Here is a 15,595-nt window from a genome sequence, read left to right on the forward strand (position 1 = left end):
ACTTCTTCAATTTCCGGTTTATTCATTGATAAAAAATAACGAATGTGCGTGCCATAACAGCCAGTCCTCGGGGTGCCGGACGATCGAACTCTCAACAATTTCCGGTAGCCTGGCTTTCACACTGCGCGCTGGCATCGGCGGCTCAATGTGGATTTTTATCTCTTTGTCGTAATACAGGTAATAAAACACCACCTGCGCCGACAGCGCTCGGGCAATGCGGATCACGCCGCTGTGCAGATTAGCCGGGCGATCAAACAGACGACAACCGAGCTTTGCCGTTTGCGCCGTATTGGTATTGACGGTGTAATCCGGCGAGATATCCGGGAAAATCATGATATTGCGTTGATGATCGGCCGCTTCCATAATCGCGCCCATCAGATTGCCAGCAATTTCCCGGTTATCATCATGGATCGAGCAATAGGACAGGTTAACGCCCCCTAATTCCCGCGCCCTGGCGTGATACACCTCCACGCTCACGGAGACAATCGCCGTTGCCTGTCCCGGAAATACCCCGGCACCGACCATACCGGCCAGCACGTCAGAGAGCATATGCAGCGGTGCCAGCACCACTGGGTGCCCAGCCTGATGCAAAGGCTCGACGACCGCATTAAGCTCTGCCTGGCAGCGAGCCAGTTGGGCTGCGACCTGAGGGCTCTGACCATAGGTTGCGGCCAGCTCCAGTAAACGGCGGCGCTGACTGGTGCGGGCAAAATTCCCTTGGTAGTCGGCCCCGAGCAGGGATTGCTTATTCGCCTCGGCCACAAAGGCACGCCGACGATCGCCCCGGTCATTTAATCGCAGCCAGCGGCTCAGCGCCGCCAGCCCAAGGAACCAACGGTAGTTGCCGTGGCGCAGCAGCCAACAAACCGTCTTGCCGTATGCTCTGCGCAAGGGCAACGAACCGCGTGCCAGGGTTGTGAGCGCCTCTCTCCACGCCAGATACACCCACACGGCAAATAAGCGCATTATTGCTCCAGCGGTTTGTCGTGCTGTAACAGTGACAGCAGATGATCGGCAAACTCAGGGAAATCGCGATCCTGCACGGCCATCCACTTTTTGTTGACGATAAACGTTGGGGTCGCCTTGATTTTGTAATGCCCGGATACTTTGGTCATATAGTCCAGTAGCTCTGCCACCTGCGGTGTCTGGCTGGCCTTGTTATAGGCAGCAAGATCGATACCGTTTTTCGTTAACCATTTATCGCGATTGACTGGATTACTCAGATCGATTTTACCTTTGATAATGGCGTCATAAGCGCTCTCACGGTGCTGTGGTTCAATGCCCATCACCGTCAGGGTGGCAAACAACGGGGCAAAGCTCGCCAGACCATCATTGTTCAGGTTGGCGATATGCACACGGACCAGTTGAGTCCCGGCTGGCATCCGCGCTTCCATCTTGGCTACATTCTCTTCGTTCAAGGCGCAATAGTGGCAGCCGTAAGAGAAGATCTCGACAATCGTATTATCCGTGTTTATCGGGCTGGTTTTAACGTCGCTCTCGCTGACCATAGTCAGAGCCTGTTGTTCAGGACCGGCATTCTGATTCAGCACAAAATAGTGAAAATAAGCCGTGGTGATCAGCGAAGATATAATAATAACCAAAAGGGTATAGGCGAAAAGATAAAAGGGCTTCTTGAACATGAGCGCTACGTCCTAAATTACATATACCCAAAATCTTTCAAGGTTGCGTGTGAATAATCACAAACCTTTATGTATAAGGGTAAATCGATTAGCACTTAATAACGGAGGGATATTGATTGTTTTAGTCAGGCAGGCTGCAATAATCCTTGCAGCAGTCACATCCCTGTCCATTAAAAATGCACGAGAATCAAACAGGCTGATGCGATAAACCCTACCGCACCAGCACTGGCATTAGTTCCTGTCAGACAGGAAACCAACGTTTACATTATGGCTGCGCAGGGCAGCTGCTCAGCGCAACTGGCTTGCTGTCAACGCTAACAACTTTGCCATCTTTGTCTACACAAGTGGTAACAGCATTACAAGTGGTTGGAGTCAGGTTTACATACTCAACGCTACAGGTTTTGCAAGTGCCGCCAACGATTGTGCTAGCTTCAGAAACGTTTAATTTTTTCACAACATCATCCTTATATAAAAGTGAAATAAATAGCCCTAGTTATGTCTATCATCAACGATAGAACAAATCTACGCTCAATATAAAGGCACGATAACCCATGCCTTTATTAAAGCGCAGAATATATGATATTTATTAACTTCTTTGTTACGGCGAGGGCAAAGATACCGTGATCTCTAAAACAGATCAATGGTATTTTTATTGATAAATATTATATAAGAATTATATTACGGAATTATTGATGGAGGATTATTCTTATGAAAACAAGGGTGATTACCCATAAAATCAGAACCAACCCCTAGAGTTATCGCATTAGTTAAAAAAAGCCAAATACAGGATCATTCTTATTAGATAAGAATAATCACATTCCATGGGTGGAAAATTTTAGAGAAAAAATGGACGTACCCCAACTCAGTCAACGGCCCTAGCCGATGGGGTATAATCAAAAAGGCATCATCTCCTCACGGTTGTGAAGCACTACGCATTGTTTTTCAACGCCGCGTAACACGGACGTATTGCGGTGGAACAGCCACGCATAATCCACATTCCGCCCTCGCCACCCGCTGTTGGTCATTTTAACGTTGCCTCCTGATGACACGGAGGAAACAACAGATGGAAACACAACGCGGTTTTACCCTGATCGAATTAATGGTGGTGATTGCCATCGTCGCCATCCTCAGCGCCATTGGCATTCCTACCTATCAGCGCTATATCCAGAAGGCCGCCATGACCGATATGTTGCAAGCCATGGTGCCGTACAAAATGGCGGTTGAATTGTGCGCATTGGAAGGCGGTGGCCCGTCAGGCTGCGATGCGGGCAGCAAAGGGATCCCTGCTGGGGCGACAACACGTTACGTCAGCAATATCAAGGTCACCGGGGGAACCATCAACCTGGTCGGCACACAGAGCCTGCAAGGCCTGACGGTGACGCTGGCTCCCACAATGGACTCCACCGGCCCCATGCGCTGGACACGCCAATGCAGCAGTAGTTACACCAGCCTGCAGGAAACCTGCCAGGAAGTTTTCCGTTTTGATGATGCAGCGCAGTAAAGGAGGGGCGGTATGGAAATCAGTGATGAAATCCACGCGCTGTGCCAACGCTATCAGGCACTGGCAATCAGCGAAGACGAGCAGCGGCTGACTATCGCTCTACATGGTGAAATCCCTGCGGCACTGGTGAACGCTCTGCGTTTCGCCACCGGCAAAAGCGTGGGGATTGAGCAATGGCCCGTTGCCCGGTTGGAACAGGCACAGAACCAGCGGCAATCCCTCGTTCTGGTTCCACCGCCGGAAAATACCGAGGAGCGGCCCCCTTCGCTTAACGACGACAGCGACACGCCGGTGGTGCAATTTATTAACCAAACGCTGCGTAGCGCCATTCAACGGCGTGCCTCTGACGTGCATTTTGAACCTTATCAGCAACGATTCCGCGTCAGACTCAGGATTGACGGAGTGCTGCAGGCAATTGCCTCTCCCCCCTTTTCGCTGGCGGCCAGGATCACTGCCAGGTTGAAGATCATGGGGCAACTGGATATCGCCGAGCGCCGCCTGCCACAGGACGGCCAACTCAGCGTGCAGCTGGATAATGCCAGTTTCTCAATGCGGATATCCACCTTACCCACGCTGCATGGGGAAAAGGTGGTACTGAGGATCCTGCAAACCGATCGCCAGGAATTGCCGCTCGAGCAGCTTGGTATGAGCCTGGAAGCACTTGGGTGGTATGCCAATGCCCTCTGCAATCCGCAAGGCATGATCCTGGTGACCGGTCCGACCGGCAGCGGTAAAACCGTGACGCTGTACAGCGGGTTACGTCAGTTGAACGATGCACAGAGCAACCTGTGCAGCGTTGAAGATCCTATCGAGATCCCAGTGTTCGGTATTAACCAGACGCAGATCAACAGCAAAACCGATCTGGACTTCGCTCGCGTGTTACGGGCTCTGCTGCGCCAGGATCCAGATGTCATCATGATCGGCGAGATCCGCGATAAAGAAACGGCAGAAATTGCCGTCAAGGCGGCACAAACCGGGCATTTGGTGCTGTCGACCCTGCACACCAATTCCACCTGCGAAACGCTGACCCGCCTGACCCAAATGGGCATTCCCGGTTACCTGCTGGCGGCCTGCCTGAAACTGGTGATCGCCCAACGCCTGGTGCGGCGTTTGTGCCCTCATTGCCGCTATCCACAAGTTGAGATCCTGCACTTCCCGGCCACCATTTGGCCGGAACCTCTGATCCCGTGGCGTGCGGCCGGCTGTGAGCACTGCTTTGGCGGTTATTACGGCCGGATCGGCGTTTACGAACTGCTGAAGATCACGCCCGAAATCCAACATGCCCTGATGCAAAATGCCTCGGTGATCCAATTGGCCGATATCGCACAGCAGCAGGGTCAAACAACACTGCTGCAAGCGGGCCTGGAGTTGGTCGCCCAGGGGATAACCTCGCTGGAGGAACTGTACCGCGTGGTCGGGGTGACAGCACTGGGTGAGAGCACGCCATGAAAACTCGCCGTCTGTTTGTTTGGCAAGCCATCGACAGCCAAGGTGGAATTCGCCATGGCGAGTTGCTGGCAGAGGAGAAAAATCAGGTCTATCAGCATTTGCTGGAGCAAGGATTGCAGCCTTACCAACTGGGGGCGGGGAAACGGGTCTCTGCACGTCAATGGCGTGGCGAACCAATGATCCAATTCACCCGCCAGTTGGCTACCTTGTTGCAAGCAGGGTTACCGCTGGTCAACAGCCTACAGTTGCTGGCTCAGGAGCATCAGTCGGCAGCCTGGCGCTGTCTGTTGCTGGAAATCAGCAATAGCGTGGCGATGGGGCAGCCCTTTTCCGAAGTGATTGCAGAACAACATCGCATATTCCCCCTAATTTACCACCAACTGATCGCCATCGGCGAATTAACGGGCAATCTGGATCGCTGCTGCCTGCAGTTGGCACAACAACAGGAAGCCCAGCAAAGGCTACAGAAAAAAGTGCTGAAGGCGCTGCGCTACCCGTTGTTTATCTGCCTGGTGGCCATTTCAGTCACCATTTTGATGTTGGTGATGGTGCTGCCAGAGTTTGCCAAGATTTATCAATCATTCGACGCCCCGTTGCCCTGGTTTACTCAAGGGCTACTGGCACTGTCCGGCGCATTGATCGCTACCGGGCCTTATCTATTGCTCACAGTGGCTGGGCTGGCAGGATTTTATTGGCGCAGGTTGCATCCGTTAGCAAATTGGCAGCAACGTGAGCAAGCAATGCTGCTACGTATCCCGTTGATTGCCTCGTTGGTCAAGGGTAATTGCCTGAGCCAGGTGTTCCGTATTCTGGCCATGACACAGCAGGCCGGATTGACGCTGGTGGCAGGGCTAGGCGCGGCAAAGTTATCGGTGAATATTGTGTTTTATTGCCAGGCGCTGACGGCGATCGAACAGCAGCTCTCTCAAGGGTATCCCTTCCACAGCGCGCTAGCTCAACAGCCGCTGTTTCCTTCTTTGTGCCAGCAATTAGTGCGGGTAGGAGAAGAGTCCGGCACGTTGGATATTCTGTTGGACAAGCTGGCAGTCTGGCACGAACAACAGACCTATGAACTCGCCGATATGCTGGCGCAAACGCTGGAGCCGTTGCTGATGATAGTGGTTGGCGGAATTGTGGGGACGTTGGTGATCGCGATGTATTTGCCGATATTCCAGTTGGGAAACGTGCTGGGGTAATGCTCTCTATTTTCGCGCTGTGTGATACGGGCACATACTGTGCCCGTACAAGGTCAGGCAATTACTTGCTGCCGAAAACGCGGTTTTCCTGCTCCGCCACGCGGATAAAGGTGGTGCGTTTGGTCAGCTCTTTCAGACGTTCTGCACCCACATAAGTACAGGCAGAACGCAGGCCACCGAGGATATCGCGCACGGTAAACTCGACTTCACCACGCAGCGGCAGCTTGACGGTTTTACCTTCCGCAGCACGGTAGCCGGCTACACCGCCCACATGGCGTTTCATGGCAGACTCTGAGCTCATACCGTAGAACAGCATGAACTTCTCACCGTTTTCTTCCACCACGGTGCCTTCACATTCGTCGTGCCCGGCCAACATCCCGCCCAGCATGACAAAGTCTGCGCCGCCGCCGAAGGCTTTCGCCACATCACCCGGAACAGAACAACCGCCATCGCTGACAATCTGCCCACCCAGGCCGTGTGCGGCATCGGCACATTCGATGACCGCGGAAAGCTGCGGATAGCCCACGCCGGTTTTCACACGGGTGGTACAGACCGAACCAGGACCAATACCAACCTTGACGATGTCGGCACCGGACAGCACCAGCTCTTCCACCATTTCACCGGTAACCACGTTACCCGCGCAGATCACATGGCTAGGACAAGCTTCACGGGCTTTTTTCAGGAAGGCAACAAAGTGTTCGGAGTAGCCGTTGGCCACGTCGATGCAGATAAATTTCAGCGCCGGGGAAAGTGCCAGGATCTGCTTCATCTTGACGAAGTCGGCTTCAGAAGTGCCGGTAGACACCATCACATGACGCAATACAGATTCGGACGAGCGCTGAACAAACTCGGCCCATTGCTCAACGGTGTAGTGTTTATGAACGGCGGTAAGAACGTCGAAGGTTGCCAGGGCCTCGGCCATGCGGAAGGTGCCAACCGTATCCATATTGGCGGCAATAATCGGCACACCGGACCAGTTGTAACCTGAATGTTTGAAGGTAAACTGGCGCTCCAGTTCAACTTCCGAGCGGCTTTTCAGCGTGGAACGCTTTGGGCGGATCAACACATCTTTAAAGCCTAACTTCAAATCTTCTTCAATACGCATGACTTATGATTTCCTGGTTTTTGGCGACGGATCGCAAGGGGATTTCGAACCACTACCCTATGAATTTCAAGTTTTACCTTGAAAGGCGGCGGGTATTGTTATTGCCAGTTCCAGTGGTGTTATCATACGCACTAATAATCGCTCGGCAAGACTGCGATTTCGCCTTTATTTACGGTACAATCCCACAAATTTACCTGTGACATCCCAATGTGATTGCCGCCTCATTTTCTCGATCCTGCCGTTCAAATTATCCTTCTCAAAACGCCAACCGCAGGGCAAGTCAAACGCACCCGCTTGCACTTCTGCGCGATCGCTTTATGATTCGTTTATAATTTTTAGAGAATATCAGGATCCCCTTTGACCATGGCCTACCTAGTGGCATTAACCGGCGGTATCGGCAGCGGCAAGTCCACTGTTGCCAACGCCTTTGCACGTTTTGGCGTGGCCATTGTGGATGCGGATATCATTGCTCGCCAGGTTGTTGAGCCTGGAACCCCGGCATTGGACGCCATTGCGGCACATTTTGGTAATGAAATGTTGCTGGCGGATGGATCCCTCAACCGTGCGGCTTTGCGTCAGAGGATCTTCAGCGATCCCGACGAAAAGCGCTGGCTAAACCAGTTGCTGCACCCGCAGATCCAGCGGGAAACGCAGCGTCAGCTAGCCAACGCCCAGAGTTGTTACGTACTATGGGTAGTCCCCTTGCTGGTAGAAAACGGCCTGCAGGATCGTGCCGACCGCGTTTTAGTGGTGGATGTCGACAGCGAAACACAATTAGCCAGAACCATGGCCCGCGATGGCATCAGCCGTCAGCAGGCGCTGAATATTCTGTCTGCACAGGCCACGCGCGAACAACGTCTGGCCGTGGCGGATGACGTAATTGACAATAGCGGTAGCGCACAAGGAATTGAATCCCATGTCGCCGCATTGCATCAACACTATCTTGAGCTGGCAACCTCAGCGACCCGACAGGATCACACCGAATGAGTGACGCTTCCCCGACCGTTCTCTTTGAACACCCGTTAAATGAAAAAATGCGCACCTGGCTGCGGATCGAGTTTTTATTACAGCAACTGCATGGCCAAAGAGCGCTGAGCGAAACCGCTATCGCCCTGACCTTTTTCCGTACCGTTGCGGACCTGCTGGACGTATTGGAACGTGGCGAAGTACGCACCGAACTGCTCAAAGAGCTGGAACGCCAGCAGCAGAAATTACTGCAGTGGGCAGAATTGCCCGGTGTCGATATCTCAGTGGTCAATCAGCTACGCAGCCAGTTGAAGGGCTGTGCCTCTGCGCTGATGTCTGCCCCGCGTATGGGCCAGGCGCTGCGTGAAGACCGGCTGATTAGCCTGGTTCGCCAACGTCTGAGCATTCCTGGCGGCTGTTGCAGCTTTGATTTACCTACGCTGCATATGTGGATGCACGTAGCGCAGCATGAACGTGATGCCGACGTGGCAGACTGGTTGCAAACCCTCGAACCCTTGAATCAGGCGCTGACCATCGTGTTGGATCTGGTGCGCCAGGCCGGGCCGTTTCGCAATCAGATCAGCCTCAACGGCTTCTTCCAGGATAACGCCGAAGGGGCAGATCTGTTACGCTTGCGTATTAATCTGGCTTATCAGCTTTACCCGCAGATTTCCGGCCACAAGACGCGCTATGCCATCCGTTTCCTGCCGCTAGACAGCGAAAACGGCACAGTGCCAGAGCGTCTTACCTTTGAGCTGGCCTGTTGCTAGCATATGAAATTAACCTTTTATACCCTAAGAATTTCAAGTTGCAGCTAGGCACCAAGCTCACTGATCCCCAGGAGCTTACTTTTGTAAGTGACTGGGGTGAGTGAGTGCAGGTAACAACGCTGCAGCTTGAAAGGCGACGGGTATGAGGGAGAAAGGAATGAATATGACCGTAGTAAAATGCCCAACCTGTGGCAAAGGCGTGGTTTGGGGTGAAGTCAGCCCGTATCGCCCGTTCTGCTGCAAACGCTGCCAGTTGATCGATCTCGGTGAATGGGCCGATGAAGAGAAACGCATTCCCAGCAATAATGAGCTGAATGAAAGCGAAGATTGGAGTGAAGAGGATAAGGATCTTTAAAGTGGTGTTATTAGGCCTGGTAGCCCAGGCCTAAAATACACTACGCGGCACTGGCCTGCGCCACCAACAGTTTGATGATACTGACGTTGGCTTCGGGGAACTCTTCCTCGCGCAGGTCGGCCTGTTTCACCCAACGCATCGGCTGGCCTTCACGGCCATAGGGTTCACCCGCCCAATCTTCCACCAGATAGAAATTCAGCGTTACGATCCGGTCAGTAAAGCGGTGCTCCAGCACCTCCAGCAGCCGTGCCTGATTGGCGTGGATCCCGGTTTCTTCCAGCAATTCGCGGCCTAATGCCTGCTCTGGCGTTTCGCCCTGCTCAATCTTGCCACCAGGGAATTCCCAAAAACCAGCCATGTGCGAATCCGCAGCGCGGCGTGTGATGAAGATCTCCTGCTGTGGGTTACGGATAATCCCTACGGCGATGTTCAGGTGCTTCATCGCATCCTCCAGATGTTACCACTTAAAAAAAGGGCTCAGCATGCTGAGCCCTTACCATTAACCGTTCACTGCACTCGGCTTATTTTTGCAGGCGGCCGTGGCACTGCTTATATTTCTTACCGGAACCGCATGGGCAAGGATCGTTACGCCCTACTTTACGTTCGGCGACTGCCGGAGCGTTCGGATCGGTGACCGCCAGGGCGTTTTCTTCCTGGTGGCTCAGCTGTTGCTGGCGTGCCAGACGCTCGGCTTCTTCACGACGTTGCAGCTCCAGGGCTTCAACCTCTTCCGGCATGCGTACCTGAACCTTGCTCAACACGCTGATCACTTCATATTTCAGCGATTCCAGCATGGTGGCAAACATGTTGAAGGACTCACGCTTGTATTCCTGCTTCGGATCTTTTTGCGCATAGCCACGCAGGTGGATACCCTGACGCAGGTAATCCATCGCCGCCAGGTGCTCTTTCCACAGGGAATCCAGCGTCTGCAGCATCACGCCTTTTTCGAAGTTGCGCATCATTTCGGCGCCAACAACCTCTTCTTTGCGCAAGTAATCTTCCTTCGCCTTCGCCATGATACGTTCACGCAGCGTTTCTTCGTGCAGCTCAGGCTCTTTATCCAGCCACTCGGCGATCGGCATATCCAGATCGAAGTCGTTTTTCAGGCGTTCTTCCAGCCCTTTCACGTCCCACATTTCTTCCAGCGACTGCGGCGGAATGTAGCTGTCGATGGTGGTTTTGAACACGTCTTCACGGATGCTGTTGATGGTTTCGCTCACGTCAGACACATCGAGCAATTCGTTACGCTGGCTATAGATCGCACGGCGCTGGTCGTTGGCCACATCATCGTATTCCAGCAGTTGCTTACGAATATCGAAGTTACGGCTTTCAACCTTGCGTTGCGCATTAGCAATGGCTTTGGTGACCCACGGGTGCTCGATAGCTTCGCCATCCTTCATACCCAGTTTACGCATCATGCCAGAAACACGATCCGAGGCGAAAATACGCATCAGCGCATCTTCCATTGACAGGTAGAAGCGGGAAGAACCGGCATCACCCTGACGGCCGGAACGGCCACGCAGCTGGTTGTCGATACGGCGTGATTCGTGACGTTCGGTACCGATAATGTGCAAGCCACCGGCGGCCAGTACGGCGTCGTGACGAATTTTCCAGGCTGCTTTAATTTCGGCAATCTGCTCTTCAGTCGGATCTTCCAGATGGGAGATTTCACTCTGCCAACTGCCGCCCAATACGATATCGGTACCACGACCGGCCATGTTGGTGGCGATGGTTACTGCGGCAGTCTGACCCGCATTGGCCACAATATCCGCTTCCATGGCGTGGAATTTGGCGTTCAGAACCTTGTGTTCGATCCCTGCCTTGGTCAGCTCACGGGAAACCACTTCCGATTTCTCAATCGAGATGGTCCCCACCAGCACCGGCTGGCCGTTGGCGGTACGCTCACGGATATCTTCGATGATCGCCGCGATCTTCTCTTTTTCGGTCATGTAGACCAGATCCGGCATATCTTTACGGATCATTGGGCGGTTGGTCGGCACCACGATGGTATCGAGCTTGTAGATGGAGCTGAATTCGAAAGCTTCGGTGTCCGCCGTACCGGTCATACCGGCCAGCTTCTCATAGAGACGGAAGTAGTTTTGGAAGGTGATCGAAGCCAGCGTCTGGTTTTCGTTCTGGATCTCTACGCCTTCTTTAGCTTCTACCGCCTGGTGCAGACCATCGGACCAGCGGCGGCCCTGCATGGTACGGCCGGTGTGTTCGTCAACGATAATGACTTCACCGTCTTTAACGATATAGTCAACGTCGCGGGTGAACAGCACGTGGGCACGCAGCGCGGCGGTGACGTGATGCATCAGCATGATGTTGGTTGGTGAATACAGCGATTCGCCTTCATCCATGATGCCCGCTTCCATCAGCATCTCTTCGATCATGATCAGGCCGCGTTCGGTCAGGTGAACCTGGCGCGCTTTTTCATCGACTGAGAAGTGCCCTTCCCCCTGGAAGGTGTCGGAGTCTTCTTTTTCCTGGCGGATCAGCTGTGGGATCAGCTTGTTAACACGCTTATACATCTCTGAGCTGTCTTCGGCCGGGCCGGAGATGATCAGCGGCGTACGCGCTTCGTCGATCAGGATGGAGTCAACCTCATCCACCAGCGCATAGTGCAGCTTACGCTGTACGCGCTCTTCCGGGCTGAACGCCATGTTGTCACGCAGGTAGTCAAAGCCGTATTCGTTGTTGGTACCGTAAGTAATATCAGCGGCATAGGCTTCACGCTTGGCCGGAGCAGGCATGCCAGGCAGGTTGATACCCACGCTCAACCCCAGGAACTCGAACAGCGGACGGTTGTTTTCGGCGTCACGCTGGGCCAGGTAGTCGTTGACGGTAACCACGTGCACGCCACGGCCGCTCAGGGCGTTCAGATAGGCAGGCAGGGTTGCGGTCAGGGTTTTACCTTCACCGGTACGCATCTCGGCGATACAGCGGTCGTTGAGCACCATCCCGCCCAGCAGCTGTACGTCGAAGTGACGCATGCCGAAGACTCGCTTACTGGCCTCACGCACTACGGCGAAGGCTTCCGGGATCAGGCTTTCCAGCACTTCGCCCTTTTTCAGACGCGCGCGGAATTCATCGGTCTTGGCCTGCAGTTCGCTATCAGACAGTTTTTCCATGTCTGGTTCCATACGGTTGATCATCTCAACCGCTTTGCGCATGCGGCGCAGGGTACGATCGTTGCTGCTACCAAAAACTTTGGTCAATAGTTTGATTAACATGATTCTTTATATCTCTTACGCGACGACACCATAGTGGCCGTCAACAAGCTGTTGTGTTGTTTGTTTTTTACTGCCCTGAGGGCAAAGATTAGCCGAGGGCTGCAGGTCCGGCGCGAATACCTTGCACCTGAGCGAGCCACAGGCCGGCCTGATGCTGCGCCAAAGAAGGAACGATGGGGTGATGGGTATCACGAATGATAGTCGGTGGTTTTGGCTCGTGCGTCAGTAGCGCATTGAGCGTGGAGAGCAGAGCAAGCTGAGCCACCTGTAATGGAGGTTCAACCGCAACGGTCTCCGCTTCTTGCACCCGGGCATAGACGGCCTGAGGCGCCAAAGCAAAAGAGAGGTGACGGATGACGGTTCGAAGCGCATGCTGGTGCCAGTAATCAACGTTAAACGTTGGGCGACGATGCACTTCTTGCAGTAACGCCAGGCTGTTGAAGGCGTGACTGGCGGAATTTTGTCGGTTAAGACTGGACGAGGTGCTCGGTAATGCGCTTTGATCGACGGTGCCGGACAGATTTTGCGGTACGCCAAGCGTAGCCGCTACCATCCCCAACAGGAGATGAGGCCAGAAATAACGTCTGCCAAATTGTCGCCAACGATTTAGAATACCGATCACGTGTTTATTATCCGCCGGAGCCCATTATGCGCGATAGCCGTCCACAATTATTAGATATCCTGTTTGACGACGCGTCTGCAACAGAGAAAGGACCGCTGCATAACGTTCAGCAACGCGCTACCGCGCTACTGAAACTCAATCGTGCCGTGAAGGGGTTATTGCCCGCTCAGTTGCACCCTTGGTGCCGTGTCGCCAACTTCAGACAGGGTATTTTAGTGCTGGAAACCGCCAATGCCAGTTGGATGATGCGCTTACGCTATGAACAACCCAGCCTGCTCTCCGCACTACGAGCGCAAATTCTACCATCTTTGTCGTCAATCGACATCAGGATTAATCCTTCGTTGATGGCAAAAGGCAGCAGCCAGGTACAAAACCACGGCAAAAGCACGGAAAATGGCCAGCAAGCAGAGGTACCTATGCGTCATTTGAGCCTGGAAAGTGCGGATGCATTACGGGGATTGGCGGCGCAGAGCCCAGAAAAATTGCGCAAGATATTAGAACGACTGGCCTCGTTGGCAGGAGAGAGAGCCAACGCGACCGGTCGTGATAAGTAATTGACGTCTTGGCAGTTTAGGCCAGTACGGTTGATGGAGCCTTGAATGCCAACGGCATTTCGGCTTCATCCTGGAATGTCACGAATTCCCAAGCTTCCTGTTTCGCCAGCACGGCTTGCAGCAACTTGTTGTTCAGCGCATGGCCTGATTTGTACGCGGTGAACGCGCCAATGATGTTATGGCCGCACATGAACAGATCGCCGATGGCATCCAGCATTTTGTGGCGTACGAATTCGTCTTCGAAGCGCAGGCCGTCTTCGTTGAGGACACGATAGTCATCCACCACAATCGCGCAATCGAAACTGCCGCCCAGGGCCAGGCCACGGGACTGCAGATACTCGATATCACGCATGAAACCGAAGGTACGCGCACGGCTGATTTGGCGTACGAACGAATCGGCTGAGAAATCCAGACGATAGCGTTGGGTACTGGCATCAATCGCCGGGTGGTTGAAGTCGATGGTGAAGTCCAGGCGGAACCCGTTATGCGGGGACAGCTCTGCCCACTTGTCGCCATCTTCAACGCGTACAGTGTCTTTCAGACGCAGGAATTTCTTCGCCGAGTTCAGCTCTTCAATGCCGGCATCCAGCAACAGATAGACAAACGGGCTGGCACTACCGTCCATGATCGGGATTTCGGCAGCGTCAACTTCAATAATGATGTTGTCGATACCCAAGCCCGCCAACGCAGCATTAAGATGCTCAACGGTGGAAATACGCACGTCTGACTCATTCACCAGGCAAGTACAGAGCATGGTATCACGCACGGATTTTGCATCAGCCGGGAAATCAACCGGTGGATTCAAGTCAGTGCGACGATAGATGACCCCGGTATTAGCCGACGCTGGGCGCATTGTCAGCGTGACTTTCTTGCCGGTATGTAAACCGACACCAGTCGCCTGAACAATACGTTTTAATGTCCTTTGTTTGATCATCGTTTTATCTCGCAATGTTATCAATCCAACCAGCCCAGCATACAGCAAGGCCGGTGGGACAGTTTAGCACAAAGAGCGGAGATTCCAAATTATCAGCTTATTCCTAATCTGCCTGCTTACGCAGGAAGGCCGGGATATCCAGATAATCAGGCTCTTTGTTTGGTTGCGCGCTCTGATCGTTCACCACCTTGGCAGCAGGTTTCACTTCCTGCTGCAGCGGTGACATACCATGCTGCTGGTAACGGTGATCCATCACTGGCTGGCTGGCCTGTTTATTGGTTACCAGGGTGATTTCAGGACGTTTGTCCATACCGATACCGGTCGCAACTACGGTCACGCGCAGTTCGTCGTTCATTTCCGGATCCAGCGAGGTACCGATTACCACGGTCGCATTGTCGGAAGCGAAAGCACGAATGGTGTTACCCACGGTTTCGAACTCATCCAGACGCAGGTCGAAGCCAGCGGTGATGTTGACCAGCACGCCACGGGCGCCGGACAGGTCGATATCTTCCAGCAGTGGGCTGGAGATCGCCATTTCCGCCGCTTCTTCGGCACGGTCTTCGCCACAGGCAACGCCAGAACCCATCATCGCGTAGCCCATTTCGGACATCACGGTGCGAACGTCAGCAAAGTCGACGTTCATCAGGCCTGGACGGGTGATCAGTTCGGCAATACCCTGCACCGCGCCTTTCAGCACGTCGTTAGCCGCGCCGAATGCGTCCAGCAGAGAAATGCCGCGGCCCAGAACTTTCAGCAACTTGTCGTTCGGGATGGTGATCAGCGAGTCCACGTGCTTGGACAGCTCGGCGATACCCTGCTCCGCGAATGCCATGCGCTTCTTGCCTTCAAAGTTGAAAGGCTTGGTCACTACGGCCACGGTCAGAATACCCAGATCTTTTGCGACTTCTGCCACCACTGGCGCAGCACCGGTACCGGTACCGCCACCCATGCCGGCCGCGATGAAGACCATGTCTGCACCTTCCAGAGCGGCGCGCAGGGCTTCACGGTCTTCTTCCGCTGAATTACGACCCACTTCCGGGTTCGCGCCTGCACCCAGACCTTTGGTAATACCGCTACCAATCTGGATGGTTTGGCCAACTGCCGTTTTACGCAGCGCCTGAGCGTCTGTATTAACGGCGAAGAATTCAACACCTTCGATGCGCTCGCGCACCATGTGTTCAACGGCATTGCCACCGCCACCGCCGACGCCGATGACTTTAATCACCGCGTCATTGGTTAGTTCCATTGGTTCAAACATAGTTTCTCTCCG

16 protein-coding genes are annotated in these 15,595 nt (G+C 53.7%); 7 read left to right on the top strand and 9 right to left on the bottom strand.

The genetic code is table 11. The features are described from left to right. Positions 1 to 18 precede the first annotated feature (18 nt). From A6U95_RS29295 to A6U95_RS30270, 3 genes are all read right to left on the bottom strand, one after another. Entirely contained in the window at positions 19 to 966 is a 948-nt protein-coding gene (locus A6U95_RS29295; protein WP_065687076.1) for an ABC transporter, read from the bottom strand. Beyond that, positions 966 to 1,640 (bottom strand): DsbA family protein, encoded by a 675-nt coding sequence (locus A6U95_RS29300; protein WP_065687077.1) that lies wholly within the window; start codon positions 1,638 to 1,640, stop codon positions 966 to 968. Before A6U95_RS29300 ends, A6U95_RS29295 begins: the two co-directional genes overlap by 1 nt. Before the next feature lie 265 nt (positions 1,641 to 1,905). After that, complete coding sequence (locus tag A6U95_RS30270; protein ID WP_071784393.1) at positions 1,906 to 2,094, bottom strand: DUF4762 family protein; 189 nt, start codon at positions 2,092 to 2,094, stop codon at positions 1,906 to 1,908. Positions 2,095 to 2,703: 609 nt separating this feature from the next. Here A6U95_RS30270 and ppdD point away from each other — a divergent pair. Genes ppdD through hofC form a run of 3 tightly spaced genes read left to right on the top strand, consistent with a single transcriptional unit; the run spans position 2,704 to position 5,786 of the window. Further along, positions 2,704 to 3,141: a prepilin peptidase-dependent pilin gene (ppdD, locus tag A6U95_RS29305; protein WP_065687078.1), complete on the top strand. Its 438-nt coding sequence runs from the start codon at positions 2,704 to 2,706 to the stop codon at positions 3,139 to 3,141. A gap of 12 nt (positions 3,142 to 3,153) precedes the next feature. Then, positions 3,154 to 4,590 (top strand): type II secretion system protein GspE, encoded by a 1,437-nt coding sequence (gene gspE, locus A6U95_RS29310; RefSeq protein WP_065687079.1) that lies wholly within the window; start codon positions 3,154 to 3,156, stop codon positions 4,588 to 4,590. Further along, complete coding sequence (hofC, locus tag A6U95_RS29315; RefSeq protein WP_065687080.1) at positions 4,587 to 5,786, top strand: protein transport protein HofC; 1,200 nt, start codon at positions 4,587 to 4,589, stop codon at positions 5,784 to 5,786. The genes gspE and hofC overlap by 4 nt, the downstream gene beginning before the upstream one ends. 61 nt (positions 5,787 to 5,847) lie before the next feature. Here the strand turns inward: hofC and A6U95_RS29320 are convergent, their stop codons facing one another. Beyond that, complete coding sequence (locus A6U95_RS29320; protein WP_065687081.1) at positions 5,848 to 6,891, bottom strand: GMP reductase; 1,044 nt, start codon at positions 6,889 to 6,891, stop codon at positions 5,848 to 5,850. A 363-nt stretch (positions 6,892 to 7,254) separates the two neighbouring features. On the opposite strand from A6U95_RS29320, the gene coaE reads away from it, so the two are divergent. From coaE to yacG, 3 genes are all read left to right on the top strand, one after another. Then, positions 7,255 to 7,878: a dephospho-CoA kinase gene (gene coaE, locus A6U95_RS29325; RefSeq protein ID WP_024527160.1), complete on the top strand. Its 624-nt coding sequence runs from the start codon at positions 7,255 to 7,257 to the stop codon at positions 7,876 to 7,878. Beyond that, complete coding sequence (gene zapD, locus A6U95_RS29330; protein ID WP_065687082.1) at positions 7,875 to 8,627, top strand: cell division protein ZapD; 753 nt, start codon at positions 7,875 to 7,877, stop codon at positions 8,625 to 8,627. The genes coaE and zapD overlap by 4 nt, the downstream gene beginning before the upstream one ends. Positions 8,628 to 8,784: 157 nt before the next feature. Continuing rightward, complete coding sequence (gene yacG, locus A6U95_RS29335) at positions 8,785 to 8,982, top strand: DNA gyrase inhibitor YacG (protein ID WP_226906633.1); 198 nt, start codon at positions 8,785 to 8,787, stop codon at positions 8,980 to 8,982. Between the two features lie 40 nt (positions 8,983 to 9,022). On the opposite strand, the gene mutT is transcribed toward yacG, so the two are convergent. The 3 genes from mutT to secM form a co-directional block, all read right to left on the bottom strand. Then, a complete protein-coding gene (gene mutT, locus A6U95_RS29340; protein WP_065687084.1) occupies positions 9,023 to 9,424 on the bottom strand; it encodes an 8-oxo-dGTP diphosphatase MutT in 402 nt (133 codons plus the stop codon). A 79-nt stretch (positions 9,425 to 9,503) separates the two neighbouring features. Beyond that, on the bottom strand, positions 9,504 to 12,215 hold the full coding sequence (gene secA, locus A6U95_RS29345) for a preprotein translocase subunit SecA (protein ID WP_065687085.1): 2,712 nt from the start codon (positions 12,213 to 12,215) through the stop codon (positions 9,504 to 9,506). An 88-nt stretch (positions 12,216 to 12,303) separates the two neighbouring features. After that, a complete protein-coding gene (secM, locus tag A6U95_RS29350) occupies positions 12,304 to 12,837 on the bottom strand; it encodes a secA translation cis-regulator SecM (RefSeq protein WP_065687086.1) in 534 nt (177 codons plus the stop codon). 26 nt (positions 12,838 to 12,863) lie between these two features. Between secM and A6U95_RS29355 the strand changes: the two genes are divergently transcribed. Continuing rightward, positions 12,864 to 13,391 carry a DUF721 domain-containing protein gene (locus tag A6U95_RS29355; RefSeq protein ID WP_065687087.1) on the top strand — a complete coding sequence of 176 codons (528 nt, stop codon included), beginning with the start codon at positions 12,864 to 12,866 and terminating at the stop codon, positions 13,389 to 13,391. Positions 13,392 to 13,407: 16 nt separating this feature from the next. On the opposite strand, the gene lpxC is transcribed toward A6U95_RS29355, so the two are convergent. Continuing rightward, entirely contained in the window at positions 13,408 to 14,325 is a 918-nt protein-coding gene (lpxC, locus tag A6U95_RS29360; RefSeq protein WP_021179330.1) for a UDP-3-O-acyl-N-acetylglucosamine deacetylase, read from the bottom strand. 103 nt (positions 14,326 to 14,428) lie between these two features. Then, positions 14,429 to 15,583 carry a cell division protein FtsZ gene (gene ftsZ, locus A6U95_RS29365; RefSeq protein ID WP_024483522.1) on the bottom strand — a complete coding sequence of 385 codons (1,155 nt, stop codon included), beginning with the start codon at positions 15,581 to 15,583 and terminating at the stop codon, positions 14,429 to 14,431. Positions 15,584 to 15,595: the final 12 nt, after the last annotated feature.

Source organism: Serratia sp. 14-2641 (genome assembly GCF_001692375.1).
Taxonomy (GTDB): Bacteria; Pseudomonadota; Gammaproteobacteria; order Enterobacterales; family Enterobacteriaceae; genus Chania; species Chania fonticola_C.

Bases quoted from the DNA above. Each gene is read 5' to 3' on its own strand.
- A6U95_RS29295 (WP_065687076.1), bottom strand. From the start codon at position 966: ATGCGCTTATTTGCCGTGTGGGTGTATCTGGCGTGGAGAGAGGCGCTC.
- A6U95_RS29300 (WP_065687077.1), bottom strand. From the start codon at position 1,640: ATGTTCAAGAAGCCCTTTTATCTTTTCGCCTATACCCTTTTGGTTATT.
- ppdD (WP_065687078.1), top strand. From the start codon at position 2,704: ATGGAAACACAACGCGGTTTTACCCTGATCGAATTAATGGTGGTGATT.
- gspE (WP_065687079.1), top strand. From the start codon at position 3,154: ATGGAAATCAGTGATGAAATCCACGCGCTGTGCCAACGCTATCAGGCA.
- hofC (WP_065687080.1), top strand. From the start codon at position 4,587: ATGAAAACTCGCCGTCTGTTTGTTTGGCAAGCCATCGACAGCCAAGGT.
- A6U95_RS29320 (WP_065687081.1), bottom strand. From the start codon at position 6,891: ATGCGTATTGAAGAAGATTTGAAGTTAGGCTTTAAAGATGTGTTGATC.
- coaE (WP_024527160.1), top strand. From the start codon at position 7,255: ATGGCCTACCTAGTGGCATTAACCGGCGGTATCGGCAGCGGCAAGTCC.
- zapD (WP_065687082.1), top strand. From the start codon at position 7,875: ATGAGTGACGCTTCCCCGACCGTTCTCTTTGAACACCCGTTAAATGAA.
- yacG (WP_226906633.1), top strand. From the start codon at position 8,785: ATGAATATGACCGTAGTAAAATGCCCAACCTGTGGCAAAGGCGTGGTT.
- mutT (WP_065687084.1), bottom strand. From the start codon at position 9,424: ATGAAGCACCTGAACATCGCCGTAGGGATTATCCGTAACCCACAGCAG.
- secA (WP_065687085.1), bottom strand. From the start codon at position 12,215: ATGTTAATCAAACTATTGACCAAAGTTTTTGGTAGCAGCAACGATCGT.
- A6U95_RS29355 (WP_065687087.1), top strand. From the start codon at position 12,864: ATGCGCGATAGCCGTCCACAATTATTAGATATCCTGTTTGACGACGCG.
- lpxC (WP_021179330.1), bottom strand. From the start codon at position 14,325: ATGATCAAACAAAGGACATTAAAACGTATTGTTCAGGCGACTGGTGTC.
- ftsZ (WP_024483522.1), bottom strand. From the start codon at position 15,583: ATGTTTGAACCAATGGAACTAACCAATGACGCGGTGATTAAAGTCATC.